This window comes from Pseudolysinimonas sp. 10J20-29, from assembly GCF_055809595.1.
Genome location: NZ_CM147917.1, coordinates 846,682 through 864,818 on the forward strand (window position 1 = coordinate 846,682; position 18,137 = coordinate 864,818).

Annotated in this window: 16 protein-coding genes and 1 pseudogene; 10 read left to right on the plus strand and 7 right to left on the minus strand. The window is 70.6% G+C overall.

Features of this window, described 5'->3' with window-relative positions; genetic code table 11:
* Positions 1-622: 622 nt before the first annotated feature.
* Positions 623-1,255 (plus strand): annotated as a pseudogene (locus AC0L6Y_RS04165) (FtsK/SpoIIIE domain-containing protein); the annotation flags it as partial.
* 313 nt (positions 1,256-1,568) lie between these two features.
* The gene (locus AC0L6Y_RS04170) at positions 1,569-2,522 is read left to right on the plus strand and encodes a hypothetical protein (protein ID WP_473558649.1); all 954 of its coding nucleotides are present in this window, start codon (positions 1,569-1,571) and stop codon (positions 2,520-2,522) included.
* Here AC0L6Y_RS04170 and ald read toward each other — a convergent pair.
* Positions 2,508-3,623 (minus strand): alanine dehydrogenase, encoded by a 1,116-nt coding sequence (gene ald / locus AC0L6Y_RS04175; RefSeq protein ID WP_473556105.1) that lies wholly within the window; start codon positions 3,621-3,623, stop codon positions 2,508-2,510. The genes AC0L6Y_RS04170 and ald overlap by 15 nt on opposite strands.
* 192 nt (positions 3,624-3,815) lie before the next feature.
* Here ald and AC0L6Y_RS04180 point away from each other — a divergent pair, with 192 nt between their 5' ends.
* The 5 genes from AC0L6Y_RS04180 to AC0L6Y_RS04200 all read left to right on the plus strand — a co-directional run bounded on the left by AC0L6Y_RS04180 (position 3,816) and on the right by AC0L6Y_RS04200 (position 9,379).
* Positions 3,816-5,024, plus strand: coding sequence for an ABC transporter substrate-binding protein (locus AC0L6Y_RS04180; RefSeq protein ID WP_473556108.1), 1,209 nt, complete (start codon positions 3,816-3,818; stop codon positions 5,022-5,024).
* A gap of 24 nt (positions 5,025-5,048) precedes the next feature.
* Positions 5,049-6,245, plus strand: a complete 1,197-nt coding sequence (locus tag AC0L6Y_RS04185) for an ABC transporter ATP-binding protein (protein ID WP_473556112.1) — start codon at positions 5,049-5,051, stop codon at positions 6,243-6,245.
* Between the two features lie 2 nt (positions 6,246-6,247).
* The gene (locus AC0L6Y_RS04190) at positions 6,248-7,165 is read left to right on the plus strand and encodes an ABC transporter permease (protein WP_473556117.1); all 918 of its coding nucleotides are present in this window, start codon (positions 6,248-6,250) and stop codon (positions 7,163-7,165) included.
* Positions 7,166-7,251: 86 nt separating this feature from the next.
* Positions 7,252-8,007: an ABC transporter permease gene (locus tag AC0L6Y_RS04195; RefSeq protein ID WP_473558248.1), complete on the plus strand. Its 756-nt coding sequence runs from the start codon at positions 7,252-7,254 to the stop codon at positions 8,005-8,007.
* 4 nt (positions 8,008-8,011) lie between these two features.
* The gene (locus AC0L6Y_RS04200) at positions 8,012-9,379 is read left to right on the plus strand and encodes a transaminase (RefSeq protein WP_473556121.1); all 1,368 of its coding nucleotides are present in this window, start codon (positions 8,012-8,014) and stop codon (positions 9,377-9,379) included.
* Positions 9,380-9,544: 165 nt separating this feature from the next.
* Here AC0L6Y_RS04200 and gabT read toward each other — a convergent pair whose 3' ends face one another.
* Positions 9,545-10,891 (minus strand): 4-aminobutyrate--2-oxoglutarate transaminase, encoded by a 1,347-nt coding sequence (gene gabT, locus AC0L6Y_RS04205; RefSeq protein ID WP_473556128.1) that lies wholly within the window; start codon positions 10,889-10,891, stop codon positions 9,545-9,547.
* A 77-nt stretch (positions 10,892-10,968) separates the two neighbouring features.
* On the opposite strand from gabT, the gene AC0L6Y_RS04210 reads away from it, so the two are divergent.
* The gene (locus tag AC0L6Y_RS04210) at positions 10,969-11,439 is read left to right on the plus strand and encodes an OsmC family protein (RefSeq protein WP_473556133.1); all 471 of its coding nucleotides are present in this window, start codon (positions 10,969-10,971) and stop codon (positions 11,437-11,439) included.
* On the opposite strand, the gene AC0L6Y_RS04215 is transcribed toward AC0L6Y_RS04210, so the two are convergent.
* Genes AC0L6Y_RS04215 through AC0L6Y_RS04225 form a run of 3 tightly spaced genes read right to left on the minus strand, consistent with a single transcriptional unit; the run spans position 11,436 to position 14,077 of the window.
* Entirely contained in the window at positions 11,436-11,672 is a 237-nt protein-coding gene (locus tag AC0L6Y_RS04215) for a response regulator (RefSeq protein WP_473556137.1), read from the minus strand. The genes AC0L6Y_RS04210 and AC0L6Y_RS04215 overlap by 4 nt on opposite strands.
* Positions 11,673-11,719: 47 nt before the next feature.
* Entirely contained in the window at positions 11,720-12,745 is a 1,026-nt protein-coding gene (locus AC0L6Y_RS04220; RefSeq protein ID WP_473556141.1) for a hypothetical protein, read from the minus strand.
* A 6-nt stretch (positions 12,746-12,751) separates the two neighbouring features.
* On the minus strand, positions 12,752-14,077 hold the full coding sequence (locus tag AC0L6Y_RS04225) for an aminotransferase class III-fold pyridoxal phosphate-dependent enzyme (protein ID WP_473556144.1): 1,326 nt from the start codon (positions 14,075-14,077) through the stop codon (positions 12,752-12,754).
* Positions 14,078-14,181: 104 nt separating this feature from the next.
* On the opposite strand from AC0L6Y_RS04225, the gene AC0L6Y_RS04230 reads away from it, so the two are divergent.
* Positions 14,182-15,147 (plus strand): FKBP-type peptidyl-prolyl cis-trans isomerase, encoded by a 966-nt coding sequence (locus AC0L6Y_RS04230; RefSeq protein WP_473556148.1) that lies wholly within the window; start codon positions 14,182-14,184, stop codon positions 15,145-15,147.
* Between the two features lie 56 nt (positions 15,148-15,203).
* Positions 15,204-16,283 (plus strand): 1-deoxy-D-xylulose-5-phosphate reductoisomerase, encoded by a 1,080-nt coding sequence (dxr, locus tag AC0L6Y_RS04235; protein ID WP_473556154.1) that lies wholly within the window; start codon positions 15,204-15,206, stop codon positions 16,281-16,283.
* Positions 16,284-16,324: 41 nt separating this feature from the next.
* Here dxr and AC0L6Y_RS04240 read toward each other — a convergent pair whose 3' ends face one another.
* Together AC0L6Y_RS04240 and AC0L6Y_RS04245 are read right to left on the minus strand one after the other, a co-directional pair.
* On the minus strand, positions 16,325-17,707 hold the full coding sequence (locus AC0L6Y_RS04240; RefSeq protein ID WP_473556158.1) for a permease prefix domain 1-containing protein: 1,383 nt from the start codon (positions 17,705-17,707) through the stop codon (positions 16,325-16,327).
* Positions 17,704-18,063, minus strand: coding sequence for a PadR family transcriptional regulator (locus tag AC0L6Y_RS04245; RefSeq protein WP_473556161.1), 360 nt, complete (start codon positions 18,061-18,063; stop codon positions 17,704-17,706). Before AC0L6Y_RS04245 ends, AC0L6Y_RS04240 begins: the two co-directional genes overlap by 4 nt.
* Between the last annotated feature and the right edge of the window lie 74 nt (positions 18,064-18,137).

The window sequence follows — 18,137 nt, forward strand, 5'->3', positions numbered from 1 at the left end:
CCGAGACGCGGACGAGCTCCCGCTCGTCGTCGGGCTGGCGGAGCTGCGAGGCCTCGACATCGCGGACGAGGGGCCGGCCGCCGACATCGACGCCGAGAGCCGGGAGTGGCTGGAGGCCGGGCGCGCCCGCGCCGGTCGCCTCCGGAACGCGAGCGTCGTCATCGACGCCCGCGGCGGGGTGGGCATCGTCGGCCCGCGCGCACTCGCGCGAGCCCTGGCGCGCGAGCTGGCCACGCAGCTCGCCGCTCGGCTGTCGCCGGTGCGCTGGGGCCTGGTGTCACCCGAGGAGGAGAGCTGGATACGCGAGCTGCCGCACGAGCATCGCCATGACGGCGAGGCGGCGTTCCGCTTCCACGCGACCGATCGCGAGGGCGGCGCCGAGGTCGTGGTGCGGTGGGCGGGCGAGAGCGACGCGCCCGGCGACGCCACGCCGTTCGGCGACCTCGCCGCCGTCGTGCGGCTCGACGAGCTCGGCGCCGCGGAGCTGATGCGCGGTGGCCCGGAGGTGCGCGGCCTGCGCGTCGAGGCGCTCACCCAGCTCGAGGCCCGGCGGCGTGCGCGCGCGCTCGCGACGCTCGCCGCACGTCACGACCTGGCGCCCCGCTACGCGTTGATGCCGGAGATGCTGGCCTTCGCCGAGCTGGCGCCCGCCCACCGCGAGGCGGCCGGGCATCGCGGGCTGGCCGCGATCTTCGCCGTCGCCGAATCCGGACCGATCGCGGTCGACCTCGACGAGGACGGTCCGCACGCGCTGATCGCGGGAACCACGGGCTCGGGCAAGAGCGAAGCTCTCGTGTCGTGGGTGCTTGCGCTCTGCGCCACGCACACGGCCGTGGAGCTGGCGTTCGTGCTGATCGACTTCAAGGGCGGCGCGACCTTCGAGCCGCTCGCCGGGCTGCCGCACGTCGCGGGGGTCGTGACCGATCTGGACGCTCGCCGGGCGCGTCGGGCCATGCACGGGCTGCGCGCCGAGCTGCGGCGACGCGAGCGGATCCTCGCCGAGGCGGAGGCACGGAGCATCGCCGAGGTGCCGCCGGGGCGCCTCGCCCGCCTGGTCGTCGTCGTCGACGAGTACGCCGCCGTGGTGGCCGACCATCCCGAACTGCACGCCGTGTTCATCGATCTGGCGGCGCGGGGGCGCTCGCTCGGCGTGCACCTGATCCTGTGCACCCAGCGCCCGACCGGGGTCGTGCGCGAGGGGATCCTCGCCAACGTCACCCTGAAGCTCGCGCTGCGCGTGACCGACCGCGCCGAGTCCGCGGCGGTGCTCGGAACCGAGAGCGCAGCGCGGCTCGCCTCCGCCCCGCGCGGACGCGCCATCCTCAAGGACGCGCGGGGCGAGCGCGAGATCCAGCTCGCGCTGACGTCCCGTGGGGATGTCGAGACCGTCCGGCGCAGCGCATCCGCGCGACCGCCGGGGCTGCGGCCGTGGAGCGATCCGCTCCCCGCGACGCTCTCGCGGGACGAGACCCATCGCGCCCCGGGCGCCCCGGGCGCCCCGGGCGGCGGGTTCGAGCTCGCGCTCGGGCTCGTTCGATCGCGTGGAGCGCGCGACGCACGAGTGCGCGGTGTACCGCCCTGCGGACCACGGCGCGCTGCTGGTGATCGGTGCGCCGCGCTCGGGCCGCACGACGGTGCTTGCGACGCTCGCCGAGGAGGCGCAGCGGTCGGCCCCCGGCGGGGTGGTCGTCGTGCCCGTCGTGCCCGCCGAGGCGTGGGCGTGCCTGGACGCCGTCGTCTCGGATGCGAGCCGGCTGGGCCGACTGGTCGTCATCGACGATCTCGATGTGCTGCTCGAGTCCTTCCCGCCCGAGCAGGCGGTCGAGTTCCTCGGCCAGGTGACCCGGCTCACCCGCGACGCGGCGCGCACCGGCACGGGCGTGGCGCTCGCGGTGTCGCGTCTCGCGGGGGCGCTGCACGGGGTGGCGGGCGCGATCACCGCGCGGCTCGTGCTGCGCCAGGCGAGTCGCGAGGACCATCTGCTCGCGGGGCTGCCCGCCGCCAGCTTCGATCCCGCGCCGCCGCCGGGCGCGGGATGGTGGGACGGGTCCGCGATTCAGGTTGCACGGCCCGAGGGCGACGCCGAGCGCCTCCTCGCCGAACTGGCGCAGCGCGGGACGCGCGAGCCGGAGACCCTGCGCGTGCCGGACGAGCGCGGCATCGCGGTCGTGACGCCCCGCGTGCGCGCGTGCCGGGCGGCGTGGCAGGCGCTCGGATGGCCGGTCCGTGAGCTCTCGGAGCTCGCCGCCGTTCCCGACGCGGCCGTCACCGTGCGCGACGGAGGAGCGGCGCTCATCGGCGACGCCGACGACTGGAACGCGTCATGGGCGCTGCTGGCGCTCGCGCGCCGGGAGCTGCGATTTCTGGTGGACCGGAGCGTCCCGGTGTCGGAGCTGCGCCAGCTGACCCGGGTGCGGGCCGTGCCGCCGCCGCTCGCGTCGCCGAGCCTCGCCGATGACGTCGAGGAGTGGTGGCTGGTCGAGGGCGGCGAGGTGCGCCGGGTCCGGCTAGGCGAGGACTGACGCCAGCGGGGTCGAGGGCAGCCCGTGAGCGACGGCGACCGGTTCGGTGACCAGGCTGCCCGCGTGCACGTTGAGCCCGAGCGCAAGCGCCGGGTCGCGCCGCAGCGCCTCGCGCCAGCCGAGGTTCGCGAGCGTCGCCGCGTACGGCATCGTCGCGTTGGTCAGCGCGTAGGTCGAGGTGTGCGCGACGGCGCCGGGCATGTTCGCGACGCAGTAGAAGAGCGACTCGTGCACCCGGAACGTGGGATCGGCGTGCGTCGTCGGGTGGCTGTCCTCGAAGCAGCCGCCCTGATCCACGGCGATGTCGACGAGCACGCTCCCGGGCTTCATGCGCGAGACGAGCTCGTTGCTGACCAGCTTCGGCGCCTTGGCGCCGGGGACGAGCACCGAGCCGATCACGAGGTTGGCCTCGCTGACCGCGAGTTCGATCTCGAACCGGTTGGAGACCGTGGTGCGGACGCGGCCCGCGTAGAGCGCGTCGAGCTCCCGCAGGCGCTGGATATTGGTGTCGAGGATCGTGACTCGGGCGCCGAGACCGACGCTCACCGCCGCCGCGTTGGTGCCCGCGACGCCGCCGCCGAGGATGACCACCTCGGCGGACCGCGTGCCGGGGACGCCGGGAACCAGGATCCCCGGTCCGCCCTGCGGGCTCATCATCGCGTTGGCGCCGACGATCGGAGCGAGACGGCCCGCCACTTCGCTCATCGGGGCGAGCAGGGGGAGCGCGCGGTTCGGCAGCTGCACGGTCTCGTAGGCGATCGCGGTGATGCCGCTGGCCATGAGCGCCTCGGTGAGCTCGCGCTCAGCGGCGAGGTGCAGGTAGGCGAAGATCGTCAAGTCGGGCCGGAAGTAGCCGTACTCGGACTCGATCGGCTCCTTCACCTTGAGGATGAGCTCCGACTCGTTCCATACGGTCGCCGCATCCTCGGCGATGCGCGCCCCCGCGCCGCGGAAGTCGTCGTCGGTGATGGACGAGCCGAGGCCCGCGCCGCTCTGCACCGTGACCTCGTGACCGTGACTGGTGAGCTCATGGACGCCCGCGGGAGTGATGGCCACGCGGAACTCATTGTTCTTGATCTCGCTCGGAACCCCGACCTTCATGGCTTCAGCGTAGCCCGGGGGCGCCACGGATTCCGCAATTATTTTCGGAGCAGAGCGCGGATTTCGTGAAATGTATGTTTCGGAATGGAGGTTTTGCGCGATTTCCGTTCCCTCGCGGAACCCGCTGTGCCAGTATCGGAACACGGCGCCAGCGCCGACGATATTCGCGTGATTTGTGAGGAGATCCCCGTCATGACTCGGCCGCTTCCCGAAGACCCGATCATCCGCCAACTGGTTGCGCAGGCGCGCCGCTCGCAGCTGAGCCGCCGCGCGGTTCTCGCGGGCGCCGGGGCCGGCGCCACCGCCCTCGCGCTCGCCGCGTGCACGCCGTCCGGCACCGAGGCGCCGACCGCGGCGACCGACAACTCCGCGAACGACCCGACCCTCAACTGGGCGAACTGGCCCGCCTACCTCGACGAGGACGACGACGGCAACAACCCCACCCTCGACGCGTTCATCGCCGAGACCGGGATCGCCGTCAACTACCTGGTCGACATCGACGACAACAACACCTACTACGCGAAGGTGCGCGACCAGCTGGTGCTGGGCCGCGACATCGGCGCCGACCTGGTCTGCCTCACCGACTGGATGTGCAACCGCTGGATCCGCCTCGGCTACACGCAGGCGCTGAACGACGCCAACATCCCGAACAAGGCCAACCTGAACCCGAGCCTCGTCGACGTGAGCTTCGACCCGGGCCGCACCAACTCGCTGCCGTGGCAGGGCGGGTTCGCGGGCATCGCCTGGAACAAGGAGCGCGTGCCGGAGGGCATCCGCACCGTCTCCGACCTCTGGAAGCCGGAGTTCAAGGGCCGCGTCGGCGTGCTGAGCGAGATGCGCGACACGATCGGCGTCATCATGAGCGAGCAGGGCGTCGACATCTCGAGCGACTTCACCGAGGACCAGTTCCAGGCGGCGCTCGATGTGTTCCGCGAGCAGATCACGAACGGCCAGATCCGCAACGTGGCCGGCAACTCCTACCTCGACGACCTGGTCAACGAGGACACCCTCGTGGCGATCTGCTGGTCGGGCGACATCACGGTCATCAACTACGAGGCCGGCGACAAGTGGGAGTTCATGATCCCCGAGGGCGGCGGAACCCTCTGGAACGACAACTTCATGATCCCGATCGGCTCGACCCGCAAGACCAACGCCGAGACGCTCATGAACTACTACTACGAGCCCGAGGTCGCGGCCGAGGTCGCGGCGTGGGTGAACTACATCACCCCCGTCGAGGGCGCGCAGGAGGCCATGCTCGCGATCGACCCGGACCTCGCCGAAGACCAGCTGATCTTCCCGAACGCCGAGACGCTCTCCCAGGTCAAGGTGTTCCGGGGCCTGACGTCCGCGGAGGAGCAGTCGTTCGACAGCGCCTTCCAGGCCGTCCTGCTGGGCGCCTAGGCCGAGGGCGGGCGCGAGACGACCATGGCGAGCACCTTCGCCGAATCGGGCGCCGACCTCGAACTGGTCGGCGTCAGCAAGCGGTTCCCCGGTTTCACGGCGATCGAAGAGCTCGATCTGATGATCCCGGCAGGGTCGTTCTTCGCCCTGCTCGGCCCGTCCGGCTGCGGCAAGACGACGACCCTGCGCCTCATCGCGGGGCTCGAGGAGCCGACCTCGGGTCAGATCCTGATCGGCGGCAACGACGTGACCCACGTCAAGACCTACCGCCGTCCGGTGAACACCGTGTTCCAGAGCTACGCGCTCTTCCCGCACATGTCGATCATCGAGAACGTGGCCTTCGGCCTGAAGCGCCGCCGGATCGAGAACGCGATGGGGCTCGCCCACGAGGCCCTGCGTCTGGTCGAACTCGATCACCTCGCGCAGCGCCGGCCGGCCTCGCTCTCGGGCGGGCAGCAGCAGCGTGTCGCTCTCGCGCGCGCGGTCGTGAACCGTCCCGCCCTGCTGCTGCTCGACGAGCCGCTCGGCGCGCTCGACCTGAAGCTGCGTCGGCAGATGCAGATCGAGTTGAAGGACATCCAAGAGGATGTCGGCCTCACCTTCCTTCACGTGACCCACGATCAGGAGGAGGCCATGACCATGGCCGACACGATCGCGGTCATGAACAAGGGCCGCATCGAGCAGATGGGCGCGCCGGAGGAGCTCTACGAGCTGCCGACGACGGCGTTCGTGGCGAACTTCCTCGGGCAGTCGAACCTGTTCAGCGGCCCGGTCACCGCCTCCGCCGGCGACACCATCGTCGTCGACGTCGCCGGGCGCAAGATCAGCACCCCGACCTCGCGCGCCCAGCGACACACGGGCGAGGTGACGATCGGCGTGCGACCGGAGAAGCTGACGGTGCACTCGAAGGAGCCCGCCGAGAAGGCCGGCGTGAACATGCTCGGTCCGGGACGCGTCAACGATGTCTCGTTCTCGGGCGTCAGCACGCAGTACCAGATCGGCATCCCCGGCGTCGGCAACATCGTCGCCTTCGCGCAGAACATGGGATTCGGTCCGGCCGTGCACGACGGCGCCGAGGTGTGGGTGACCTGGAACGTCGAGCACGGATTCGGCCTCGCCGACGACCCGGCCGATCTTCGGCGCTTCGACCCCGATGACGACACCAAGTCGATCGCGCTGCAGCAGCGCCAGCGGCTCGAGGCGGAGCTCGGGAAGGCCTGACGATGGCCTTCGGAGCCTTCGCCGGGACGCCCACCAGCACCGCCGAACCGGCGGTGCGGCGGCGCAGTCCGATCGCGCTCTTCCTGCTGCTGCCGGGAGCGTTCTACCTGCTGCTGTTCTTCCTGGTGCCGCTGTTCTCGCTCATCCTGACGAGCCTCCAGGCGCCCCGCGAGTTCGGCGACATCGGGCAGTACGACTACGCCTTCAAGTGGGAGAACTACGTCACCGTTCTCGACACGTACTGGCCGGTCATCATCCGCTCGTTCGGCTATGCCGCGACGGCGACGGTGTTCGCGCTCATCATCGGGTACCCGCTTGCGTACTTCATCGGCGTCAAGCTGCGGCGATTCCCGCTCTGGCAGGCCCTCGCGCTGACGCTCGTGATCGCCCCGTTCTTCATCAGCTTCCTGCTGCGCACGCTCGCCTGGAAGCAGATCTTCTCCGATGAGGGCGTGGTCGTGGGCGCGCTGCAGGCGCTGTCGCTGATCGCGCCGGGGGACTACATCACCGGCACGCCGTTCTCGGTCATCTTCGGTCTGACCTACAACTTCATTCCGTTCATGACCCTGCCCATCTACACGTCGCTTGAGCGGCTCGACCTGCGCTACGTCGAGGCCGGCGGTGACCTCTACGCGAGCCCGGCGAGCACCTTCGTGCGCGTCACGCTGCCGCTGTCGCTGCCCGGCGTGATCTCGGGCACCCTGCTGACGTTCATCCCCGCGGCGGGCGATTACATCAACGCGAGCCGAGACTTCCTCGGCTCGACCGACACGGTCATGATCGGAAACGTCATCGAGGCGAACTTCCTCGTGCTGCAGAACTTCCCGGCCGCCGCGGCGCTGTCGATCGTGCTGATGGCCGCCATCCTCGTGCTCGTCAGCGCCTACGTGCGCCGGAGCGGAACGGAGGACCTGCTGTGAGCACCTCGACCCCCGTGCGTCGCACCGCGACCCGCCGCCCATTCCGGCTCGGCGTGGGCAAGTGGGGCCTCGGCGCGTACTCGATCATGGCGCTGGTGTTCCTCTTGATCCCGATCGCCTACACGATCGTGTTCTCGTTCAACGACGTGCGGCGCACCAACATCGTCTGGCGCGGCTTCACCTTCGACAATTGGCTGAACGTCTGCGACCAGGAGGAGGTGTGCGTCGCCTTCGGCAACAGCATCCTGGTCGGAGGCGCGGCGACGATCGCCGCGACGACGCTCGGCACCGCGATGGCCATCGCGCTCGTGCGCTACCGCTTCCGGTTCCGCGCGGCGACGACGCTGCTGCTGTTCCTGCCGATGGCGACGCCCGAGGTGGTGCTCGGCGCGGGCCTGGCCGCGCAGTTCCTCTCGGCGGGCATCCCGAAGGGGCTGCTCACGATCATCATCGCCCACACGATGTTCTGCATCAGCTTCGTCGTCGTCACGGTGCGCGCCCGCGTGGCGAGCCTCGACCCGGCGCTCGAGGAGGCGGGGCGCGATCTGTATGCGAGCCCCGGCCAGGTGTTCTGGCGCATCACCTTCCCGCTGCTGCTGCCGGGCATCATCGCGGCCGCGCTGCTCTCCTTCGCGCTGAGCTTCGACGACTTCATCATCACGAACTTCAACTCGGGTGCCGCCGTGACCTTCCCGAAGTACGTCTACACGGCGGCCGCGCGCGGCATCCCCGCGCAGGCGAACGTCATCGCCTCGGCGGTGTTCTTCACGGCGATCATCCTGGTGGTGGCCGCGCAGCTCTCCGCCGCGGCGCGGCGCAAGAAGCTCGCCAAGACCGGCTGACGCCATGTACGCCGATCGGGACCGGCTCGCGCGACTGTTCGAGGAGGAGCTCGCGCGCTACGCCGAGGCGCGCCCCGAATCGAAACGGCTCTGGGAGGCGGGGCGCGAGCACCTGCCCGACGGGGTTCCGATGCTCTGGATGGCGAAGTGGCCCGGCCCGTGGCCGCCCTACGTCGTCTCGGCTGCGGGGGCGCACTTCGAGTGCGCCGACGGGATCGACCATGTCGACCTGTGTCTCGGCGACACCGGCGCGATGGTCGGGCACGCGCCCGAGAAGTCGGTCGCCGCGATCACCGCGCAGCTGCGTCGCGGGTCCACCTTCATGCTGCCGACCGCCGACGCCGCGGCGGCCGCGGGCCTGCTCGCGGAGCGCTTCGGTCTGCCGCGCTGGCAGTTCACGCTGAGCGCGACGGACGCCAACCGGCACGTGCTGCGCTACGCGCGTCAGGCGACCGGGCGCGGCAGGGTGCTCGTGATCGACTTCTGCTACCACGGCACCGTCGACGAGGCCTACGCGACGCTTGACGATGAGGGGCACGTCGTCTCGCGGCGCGGCAACATCGGTCCGCCCGTCGACCCGGCTCAGACGACGGTCGTGGTTCCCTTCAACGACGTGCCGGCGATCCAGGCGGCGCTCGCCACGCGGGAGATCGCCGTCGTGCTGATCGAACCGGCGCTCACCAACATCGGCATCGTGCTGCCCGAGGCCGGCTGGCACGAGGCGGTGCGCGCGGCGTGCGACGAGACCGGCACGGTGCTCGTCATCGACGAGACCCACACGCTGTGCGCGGGGCCCGGCGGGATGACCGCGCGCGACGGACTGCGACCCGACGTGGTCGTGGTCGGCAAGACCATCGGCGGAGGCATCCCGGCTGCGGCCTGGGGAATGACCGACGAGCTGGCCGATCGGGTGAGCGAGAGCCTGCACTGGCGCGGCGAGGGTCGCGAGGACCTCGACGTGGGCGGGGTCGGCGGCACGCTCGCCGGCAACGCGCTGTCGATGGCGGGGATCCGCGCCACCCTCGGCGAGGTGCTGACCCCGGAGGTCTACCCGGGCATGATCGAGCGGGCCCGGGAGTGGACCGAGGGCGTGCAGGCGGCGATCGACGAGTTCGGGGCGCGCTGGCAGGTGACCCAGCTCGGCTGCCGCGCCGAGTACAGCTTCCGGCCGACGCCGCCGCGCGACGGACGCGAGGCGGCCGACGCCGACGATTTCGAGCTGCAGCAGTACCTGCACCTGCACGCGCTGAACCGCGGGATCCTGATCACGCCGTTCCACAACATGGCGCTGATGTGCCCGGCGACCACGAGCGACGACGTCGCGCGGCACACGATCGCGTTCCGTGAGGCCGTCGCCTCCCTCTACGACTGAGCGTGCTGTCGCGGCCGGATCGCGCAAAGTCGGAGAATCCGGTGTCTCGGCCACGAGTCGTGGACAGACCCGCCGAATCTCCGACTTTGCGGAGAGGTGCGGAGAGGTGCGCGGAGGAGGGCGCGCGGGACGCGCCGGGAGGCGCGGGGTGCGGAGGCGCGCGGGTTACAGCGCGGCGAGGCCCTCCTCGAGCACGCCGAGGGCGTCGCGCAGCTGCTCGTTCGTGATCGCGAGCGACGGCAGCATGCGCAGCACGTTCCCGTAGGTGCCGGCCGAGAGCAGCAGCACGCCCTGCTGGGCGGCGAACGCCACGAGCGAGCCGACGGCGGCCGCATTGGGGGCGCCGGTCTCGGGGTCGGCGAGCTCGATCGCGATCATCGCGCCGATGCCGCGCACCTCGCGGATGACGGGGAAGCGCGACTGCAGCTCGCGCAGCGCCGGCAGCAGCACGCCCTCGATGCGCGTCGCCTCGGCGAGCAGATCGTCGCGCTCGATGCGGTCGAAGACGGCGATCGCCGCGGCGCAGGCGACCGGGTTACCGCCGAAGGTGCCGCCGAGGCCGCCGGGCTGGGCGGCATCCATGATCTCGGCACGGCCGGTCACCCCGGCGAGCGGCAGCCCGCCCGCGATGCCCTTGGCCGACAGCACCAGGTCGGGCACCAGCCCGAAGTGCTCGCTGGCGAAGTAGCGCCCGGTGCGCGCCATGCCGGACTGGATCTCGTCGGCGATGAACACGATGTCGTTGGCGGTGCACCACTCCTGCAGCGCCGGCAGGTAGCCCTCGGCGGGCACGACGAAGCCGCCCTCGCCCTGGATGGGCTCGACGACGAGGCAGGCGAGGTCGCTCGCCCCGACCGTCTTCTCCAGGTACGAGATCGTGCGGGCCGCCGCCTGCTCGCCGGTGAGTCCGTCGTGCAGCGGGTAGGAGTTGGGGGCGCGGTAGACGTCGCCCGCGAACGGCCCGAAGCCGAGCGCGTAGGGCATGGCCTTGAAGTTCATCGCCATGGTGAGGTTGGTGCGACCGTGGTAGGCGTGCTCGAGCACGGCGACCCCGGAGCGCCCCGTGAACTTGCGGGCGATCTTGACGCCGTTCTCGACCGCCTCGGCGCCCGAGTTGACCAGCACGGTCTTCTTGGCGAAGTCGCCGGGGGTGTGCTCGGCGAGCAGTTCGGCGACCCGCACGTACTCCTCGTAGGGCGTGATGGTGAACAGCGTGTGGGTGACATCGCCGAGCTGCTCACGCGCGGCGGCCACGACGGCGTCGTCGGTGTGGCCGATCGTGGTCACGCCGATGCCGCCCCCGAGGTCGAGCAGCGCGTTGTCGTCGACATCGACGAGGATCGCGCCGTGGGCGCGCGCGATGTAGACGGGAAGCGCCGAGGAGACGCCCGCCGAGACCACCGCGCGGCGTCGCTCCTCCAGCTCCGCGGACCGCGGCCCGGGAATGGCCGTGACGACGCGCCGCGTGGTCGGCACCGGGGCTAGCGTGGGGGAGGACAGCGTCTCGCTCATGCTCAGATCCTACGACTCCGGGCGCGACGAAGATGCACGAAAAGCGCAACAAGAACGCGCCGAAAAGAGGGATTCCGGTGAAAAACGCACACGAGTTTGCGGTTTCCGTCGAGTGGACCGGAAACCGGGGCGAGGGCACCCGCTCGGCGCGAGGCTTCGGCCGCGAGCATCGTGTCTCTGCGGCCGGCAAGCCGGCGCTCGAGGCGTCGAGCGCGCGCGTCTTCCACGGGGATGCGGCGCGCTGGAATCCCGAGGAGGAGCTCATCGCGGCGCTCAGCCAGTGCCACATGCTGAGCTACCTCTACGTGGCGACGGCCGCGGGCGTGGTGGTCGAGGAGTACGAGGATGAGGCCTCGGGCACCCTCGTGGTCGACCCGGACGGCGCGGGGCGCTTTCGCGAGGTCGTGCTGCGGCCGGTCGTGACGATCTCGGCGGGTGATCCGGAGAGAGCGCGGGCGCTTCACGCGGAGGCGAACGCGCTGTGCTTCATCGCCAACTCGGTGAACTTCCCGGTGCACCACGAGCCTCAGCTCGTGGTGCGGGCCTAGTCCTCGGGGGCGGGGTTCGCCGAGTTCTCGGCGTCGTAGCGGAACGGCACCATCGTGGGTCCATCGTGCGGTCCGGTGTTCTCGGCCTCGCCCGCGCGACGGTAGATCAGCTGTCCCTGCTCCCAGGGCAGGATCAGCTCGTCATCGACCTCGGCGAGCGTCGTCGCCGAGAGCGGCAGCGTCTGACCGCCGAGCGGTCCGCCGCTGAGTCTGCCCAAGATCTTGTCGCTCATCGCTTCTCCTTCGAAGGTCGTGACCCGATCGTACGACGCTTTGCCGGTTAATCCTCGACGCTCGGCGGTGCCTGTGTGCTGTCCAACTGCGAATACAGGTCGGTGTAGCGCGTGTCGAGCGCGTTCAGCTCGGCCACGAGGGCGTTGTAGCGCTCGGTGTCGGCATTGAGCGCGACGCGGTCGGCCTCGAGGGCGTCGCTGCGGGCGAGCAGCGCCGCGCGTTCCGAGTTGAACTGCTCCTGGCTCTCGAACTCGCCGTCGTCGGCGCGCCGATTGAAGTCCTCGATCTCCGCGTTGAGCGCCGCGAGCTGCTGCTCGTACTGGTCGCCGCGCACCTCCAGGTCGGCCCCGAGCTCGTCGATCTGGGCGACCAGGTCGTCGATCTGCACCTCCAGCTCGGTCAGCGCCGCGCGCGACTGCACGTTCAGGTCGACGATGAGCTGGCGGTCCTCGAAGTACTGCGCGAAGTGCTCCTCGAGCTCGGGGCTCAGGTCGGCGAACTCGGTCGCCAGCCGCGCGTGCCATTCGTCGGCCAGCTGCGAGTCCGCGTAGGTGGCGAGCACCTCGCGCACGGGGTCGGCCTCCGGGATCTCGGCGACCGCCGCCGCCACCAGGGCATCCACGCGCTCCCGCTCGGAGCGGGGGAGCCGATCGTAGAGCGCGTGCATGAGCTCGTGGACTGCCGTCACCTCGACGGTGCCGGCGAGCCGCTCATCCGTCACGTCGAAGACGTAGATGCGCTCCGCCGCGTAGCAGCCGAGGACGGTCGAGCCCTCGATCGAGCAGTGCTCGTTGAAGGTCTCGGCCGACTCGATCGTCGGAAGGCTCGCGAAGAACACGCGGCGGGCGTCCTCGGTGAGCAGCGTCGCATCGGCGATCGCCTCGATCTCGGCGCTCGGCGGATTCGTCCAGACGGTGATCTGGTCGGCGATCGCCTGGCGCCGCTGCGCATCCCACGGCGCGATGACGATCGCCGCGATGGCGATCACGCTGAGCGAGGCGATCAGGGAGATCCAGGGCGAGCGCCGCGACTGACGGTGCCGCCCGGAGGCTGGCGACAGGGTCGTGCTCATGATCGGTCAGGCGAGCGAGGCGAAGGCCTCTTCGAGCACCGTCGCGGCGTCGTCGATGAGCTCCTCGCTGATCACGACGCTCGGCATGATGCGCAGCACCGAGTCCCAGCTTCCGGCATCCAGGGGGATCACGCCGCGGGCGAGCGCGAACTTCAGCACCGCGCTGAGCGCCTCCGGGTTCGGCTCGCGCGTGCCGGGCTTCACCAGTTCGACGCCGAACATGGCGCCCTTGCCGCGCACCTCGCCGACGATGTCGAACTTCTCGGCCCAGTCGCCGATGCGCGCCTGGAGCGCGCGCTCGACACGCAGCGCCTCGCCCAGCAGGTTGTCGCGCTCGATGATCTCGAACACCTTGAGGGCGGCCGCGGTCGAGACGGGGTTGCCGCCGAAGGTGCCGCCGATGCCGCCGGGCTGCACGGCATCCATGATCTCGGCCCGGCCGGTCACGGCGGCGAGCGGGAAGCCGCCCGCGATGCCCTTCGCGGTGGTGACCAGGTCGGGCACGACGCCGTGGTGCTCGATCGAGTACCAGGTGCCGGTGCGGGCGATGCCGGCCTGGATCTCGTCGGCGACGAAGACGATGCCGTTCTCCTCGCAGAACGCCTTGATGGCGGCGAAGTAGCCGGGGGCGGGGATGACGATGCCGCCGTCGCCCTGAATCGGCTCGACGAAGAAGGCCGCGACCTCGCTCGCCCCGATGTGGGTCGTGATGTAGTCGATCGTCTTGGCGGCGGCCTCCTCGCCGGAGAGCCCGTCGCGGAACGGGTAGCTGACCGGCACCGAGTACAGCTCGCCGGGGAACGGGCCCATGCCGGCGCGCTCGGGCCAGGGGCGGTAGGTCATCGCCATCGTGAGGTTGGTGCGGCCGTGGAAGGCGTGGTCGAGCGAGACGATCGCGCGGCGCCCGGTGTACTTGCGGGCGATCTTGACGGCGTTCTCGACCGCTTCCGCGCCCGAGTTGACGAGGATCGAGTGCTTCTCGAAGTCGCCGGGGGTGATCTCGGCGAGCTTCTCGGCGACGGCGACGTAGTTCTCGTACGGCGTTACCGTGAACAGCGTGTGGGTGAGCTTCTTGGACTGCTCGTAGGCGGCCTCGGCGACCTCCGGATGCGCGTGGCCGATCGTGGTGACGCCGATTCCGCAGCCGAGGTCGATCAGCTGGTTGCCGTCGACGTCGACGAGGATCGCGCCCGCGCCGTGGTCCATGTAGATGTTCGCGAGCGTTCCCGCTCCGCGCGACACGCTCGCCACGCGGCGCTCCTGCAGCGCGATCGACTTCGGGCCGGGGAGTTCGCTGACGAGCTTGCGCTGCTGCGGGACGCTGAATTCCATACCACCCAGCGTAGTTCGCGCCCGCCAGCGGGGCGTACAGCGCGAACATAGCTTTCTGCACGAGGATGAACGAAACCAACCCGAGGAGTCCCGTGCGTTTCGCTGTGCCCATTCTGTCTCTGAGCGTTGGCGCGCTCGTTCTCGCGGGCTGCACCGCGACCACCACCGATACCGAGACGAGCACGGGAGACGGCTCCTGCGTCGGAGTCGCCTCCGGCTCGGCCTCGGACGCGATCTCGGTCGTCGGGAACTTCGGCGAAGAGCCGACGGTCACGATCGATTCCCCGGTCTCGGTCGACGCCACCGAGCGCACGATCGTCAGCGAGGGCGACGGCGACCTGGTGGAGAGCGGCAGCCTCGCGCTGCTCGACTTCACGCTCTACAACGCCGTCACCGGCGAGCTGGCCACCTCGACCGGCTTCGGCACGGGCGAGTCGATCCAGCTCACCGTCGATGAGGCCGTCACGCTGGCCGGCATCGTGAAGACCGTCGAGTGCGCGCACGTCGGCGACCGCATCGCGAGCGTCGTGTCCTCGGAGGACGCCTTCGGCGACAGCGGCTACGCCGACTTCGGCATCGCGGCCGGCGACTCGGTGATCTTCGTCGTCAACGTCGTCGACGTCGTGGCGACGGCCGCCGACGGCGAGGAGCAGGACCTGCCCGAGGACTTCCCGCTCTCGGTGGAGTTCGACGAGGACGGCCGCCCGACGGTCACGATCGGCGACGAGGACGCCCCCGACGAGCTGACGATCGCGCTCACGCGCGTGGGCGACGGCACCGTGGTCGCCGAGGGCGACACCGTCACGGTCCAGTACCAGGGCATCAACTGGCGCACCGGCGAGATCTTCGACGAGAGTTGGGGGAGCGGCCCGACGAGCTTCTCGACCGAGGGCGTGATCGAGGGCTTCGGCGACGCGCTCGTCGGCCAGGCCGTCGGCTCGCAGGTCGTCGTGATCATCCCCGCCGACCTCGGCTACGGCCCGAGCGGCGGCAACGACAGTGCGGGCATCGAGGAGGACGACACCATCGTCTTCGTCGTCGACATCCTCGCCACGCAGTCCGCATCCTGATCTCCGGACGCGCGTCGGGCGCGCGCTGCGGGGTTCGCAGCGCGTAGCCTGACGTGATGCGCCGCGTCATCGTCCTCGGGTCCACCGGCTCCATCGGAGTCCAGGCGCTCGAGGTGATCGCCGCGAACCCCGACCGCTTCGAGTTAGTTGGGCTCGCCGCCGGCCGCAACAAGGAGAAGCTCGCCGAGCAGGTGCTCGCGACCGGCGTCGAGCGCACTGCCCTCGGGGTCGACGAAGCTGTTCAGCTGGTGCGCGACACCCCCGCCGACGTCGTGCTCAACGGCATCACCGGCTCGGTCGGGCTCGCGCCGACGCTCGCCGCGCTCGAGACCGGGGCGACGCTCGCTCTTGCCAACAAAGAGAGCCTGATCGTCGGCGGCCCGCTCGTGAAGGCGCTCGCGAAGCCCGGGCAGATCGTGCCCGTCGACTCCGAGCACTCCGCGATCGCGCAGGCGCTGCGCTCGGGGACGGATGCCGAGGTCGCCCGTCTGGTGCTCACCGCATCCGGGGGTCCGTTCCGCGGTCGCAGCCGCGATCAGCTGCGCGAGGTGACGCCCGCGGAGGCGCTCGCTCACCCCACCTGGGACATGGGCAAGGTCATCACCACCAACTCGGCCACGCTCGTCAACAAAGGCCTCGAAGTGATCGAGGCGCACCTGCTCTTCGACGTGCCCTACGACCGGATCGCGGTCACGGTGCACCCGCAGTCGATCGTGCACTCGATGGTCGAGTTCGTCGACGGCTCGACGATCGCGCAGGCCTCGCCGCCCGACATGCGACTGCCGATCTCACTGGGCCTCGACTGGCCGCACCGGGTGGCCGGTGTCGGAGTTCCGCTCGACTGGACGACGGCCTCCACGTGGGAGTTCGCGCCCCTCGACGAGGAGGCGTTTCCGGCGGTCGCGCTCGCCAAGCGCGTCGGCACGGCGGGGGCCACGTTCCCCGCGGTGTTCAACGCCGCCAATGAGCAGGCGGTCGAGGCGTTCCACGCGGGCGTCATCGGGTTCCTCGACATCCTCGACACCGTCGAGCGCGTCGTGGAGGCGCACCAGCCGGAGTCCGAGCTGAGCCTGGAGACGGTGCTCGAGGCGGAGCGCTGGGCGCGCGAGCGCGCCGACGCCCTGCTCGCGGGCTGAGTCCGCGCAGCCGTTGGACCTGCACGCCGGCTCACCCCGGTTTACGCGTAGCCGAACAGCGGCGGGAGCACCACGACCATGAGCAGCGCCCACGCACCGAACACCGGCAGGTAGCCGGTCTGCCAGCGCTCCGGGGAGGCCGGAGCTCCCCGGCCTCGAAGCGCGCGGATTCCGAGGCCCGCGGCGACCGCGAGGTTGGCGAAGAGCAGCACGTTGAGCCCGAGCGCCGCGACGCGGTTCGGGGTGAAGCCGAACTCGCCGATGCGGGCGAACATCGACCCCAGCACGAGAGCGTCGAGCGCCAGGGCTGCCGCAATCGCGACGAGGCGCAGCACATCCATCACTCTCGAGGCTGTCTCAGGACGCCGGGCCGAGAGGCCGTAGAGCACCAGAGCGAGCACCACCACCAGCACGACGTCGAAGGTGGCGAGCAGCTCGCGGTCGAAGTCGCGACCGATTCCGAAGGCGGCGTAGAGCGCCGCCGAGATGGCGAGCATCACCGCGAACAGCGGCGTGAAGATGGCCGTCAGCACGGGCGCGATGTTCTCGATCACGCTCTGCTTCGATTCCACCAGCCAGGCCGCCACCACGAGCGCGGCCGCGCCCCCGGAGGGAAGGATCCATGCCCCCAGTTCGGACACCGCATCCGGCGCGATCGCCCCGATGATGACACTCGTCAGGCCGAACAGCACTCCGCCGCCGAGCACGATGAGCACGACGTAGATCGCGAACTCGCCGGTGAAGCGAACGACGTCCATGCGGCGCTCTGACGACCTCCACTCGGTTCCGAGATAGGTCAGCGCGACGGCGAACCAGAGCACGACCGGGGAGTGGATCGCGGCGACGGGAGCTGTGAGGCCGCCGAGATCGAAGGGCGGGATGAGCAGAGCGAGGGTGGTCACCGTCACGAGCGCCGCGGGCGCCGCGATCTCGGCGGGGCTCAGACGCCGCAGCCAGGCGAGATAGCCGACGACGGGCGTCGTGAGCACGGCGGGCAACAGCCCGCTGAACCACCGGAACCCCTCGGCTCCATACGGGGAGTCTGCGCTGCCGGCGCCGGTTCCGAAGCGAAGAAGCTGCACGAGCACCGCCGCGCCAAGGGCGAAGGTCACCACGACGAGAAGCTCGTGTCGCCGAGCGCGACTGGCCGCCGCCGCCTCCGGCCCGACCCCGGAGAGCACGAGCTGCTTCCAGAGCCGGGCGCTGTGCACGCGCGCGAACTCGCGGGAGATCGGGTCGAGCGCGCCGAGGCGCTTCGCGGCGACGAGGAACGCCTCGTCGTCGTCGAGCCCGGCCTCGCAAAGCGCGTCGATCGAGTCGCGCAGGTGCGACTCGAGCTCCTCGGCATCGACTGCATCGACGGCGCGGCCGCGGGTGGCGAAGGCGCGCCATTCGGCGATCCGGGCCTCGAGTGCGGCGCTCACGCGGTCACCGCCGAACCCAGGCCGAAGTCGAGGCGGCCGAAGGCGCGTTCCAGCGCGCCCGAGGCGGTCGCCCACTGCGAGCGCTGTTCGCCCAGGGCGCGGCGGCCGTCGGAGGTGATCGCGTAGTACTTGCGCCGCCGACCTTCGTCGGAGCTGCGCCACTCGCTCGTGACGTAGCCGAGCCGGTGCAGCCGGTGGAGCAGGGGGTAGAGCATGCCGTCGGTCCATTCGAGTTCGCCGCCGGAGAGCTCGGTCACCCGGCGGAGGATGGCGTAGCCGTAGTTCTCGCCCTCGCTCAGGATCGCGAGCACGAGCGGGGTGGCGATCGCCGCCACCAGGTCCTTGTCGATTCGCAAGACTCTCCCTCGATACCTTGAGGAACTATACATTGCAGAACAATGTATGGGCGCGTTTGCGGGCAATTCGCGGC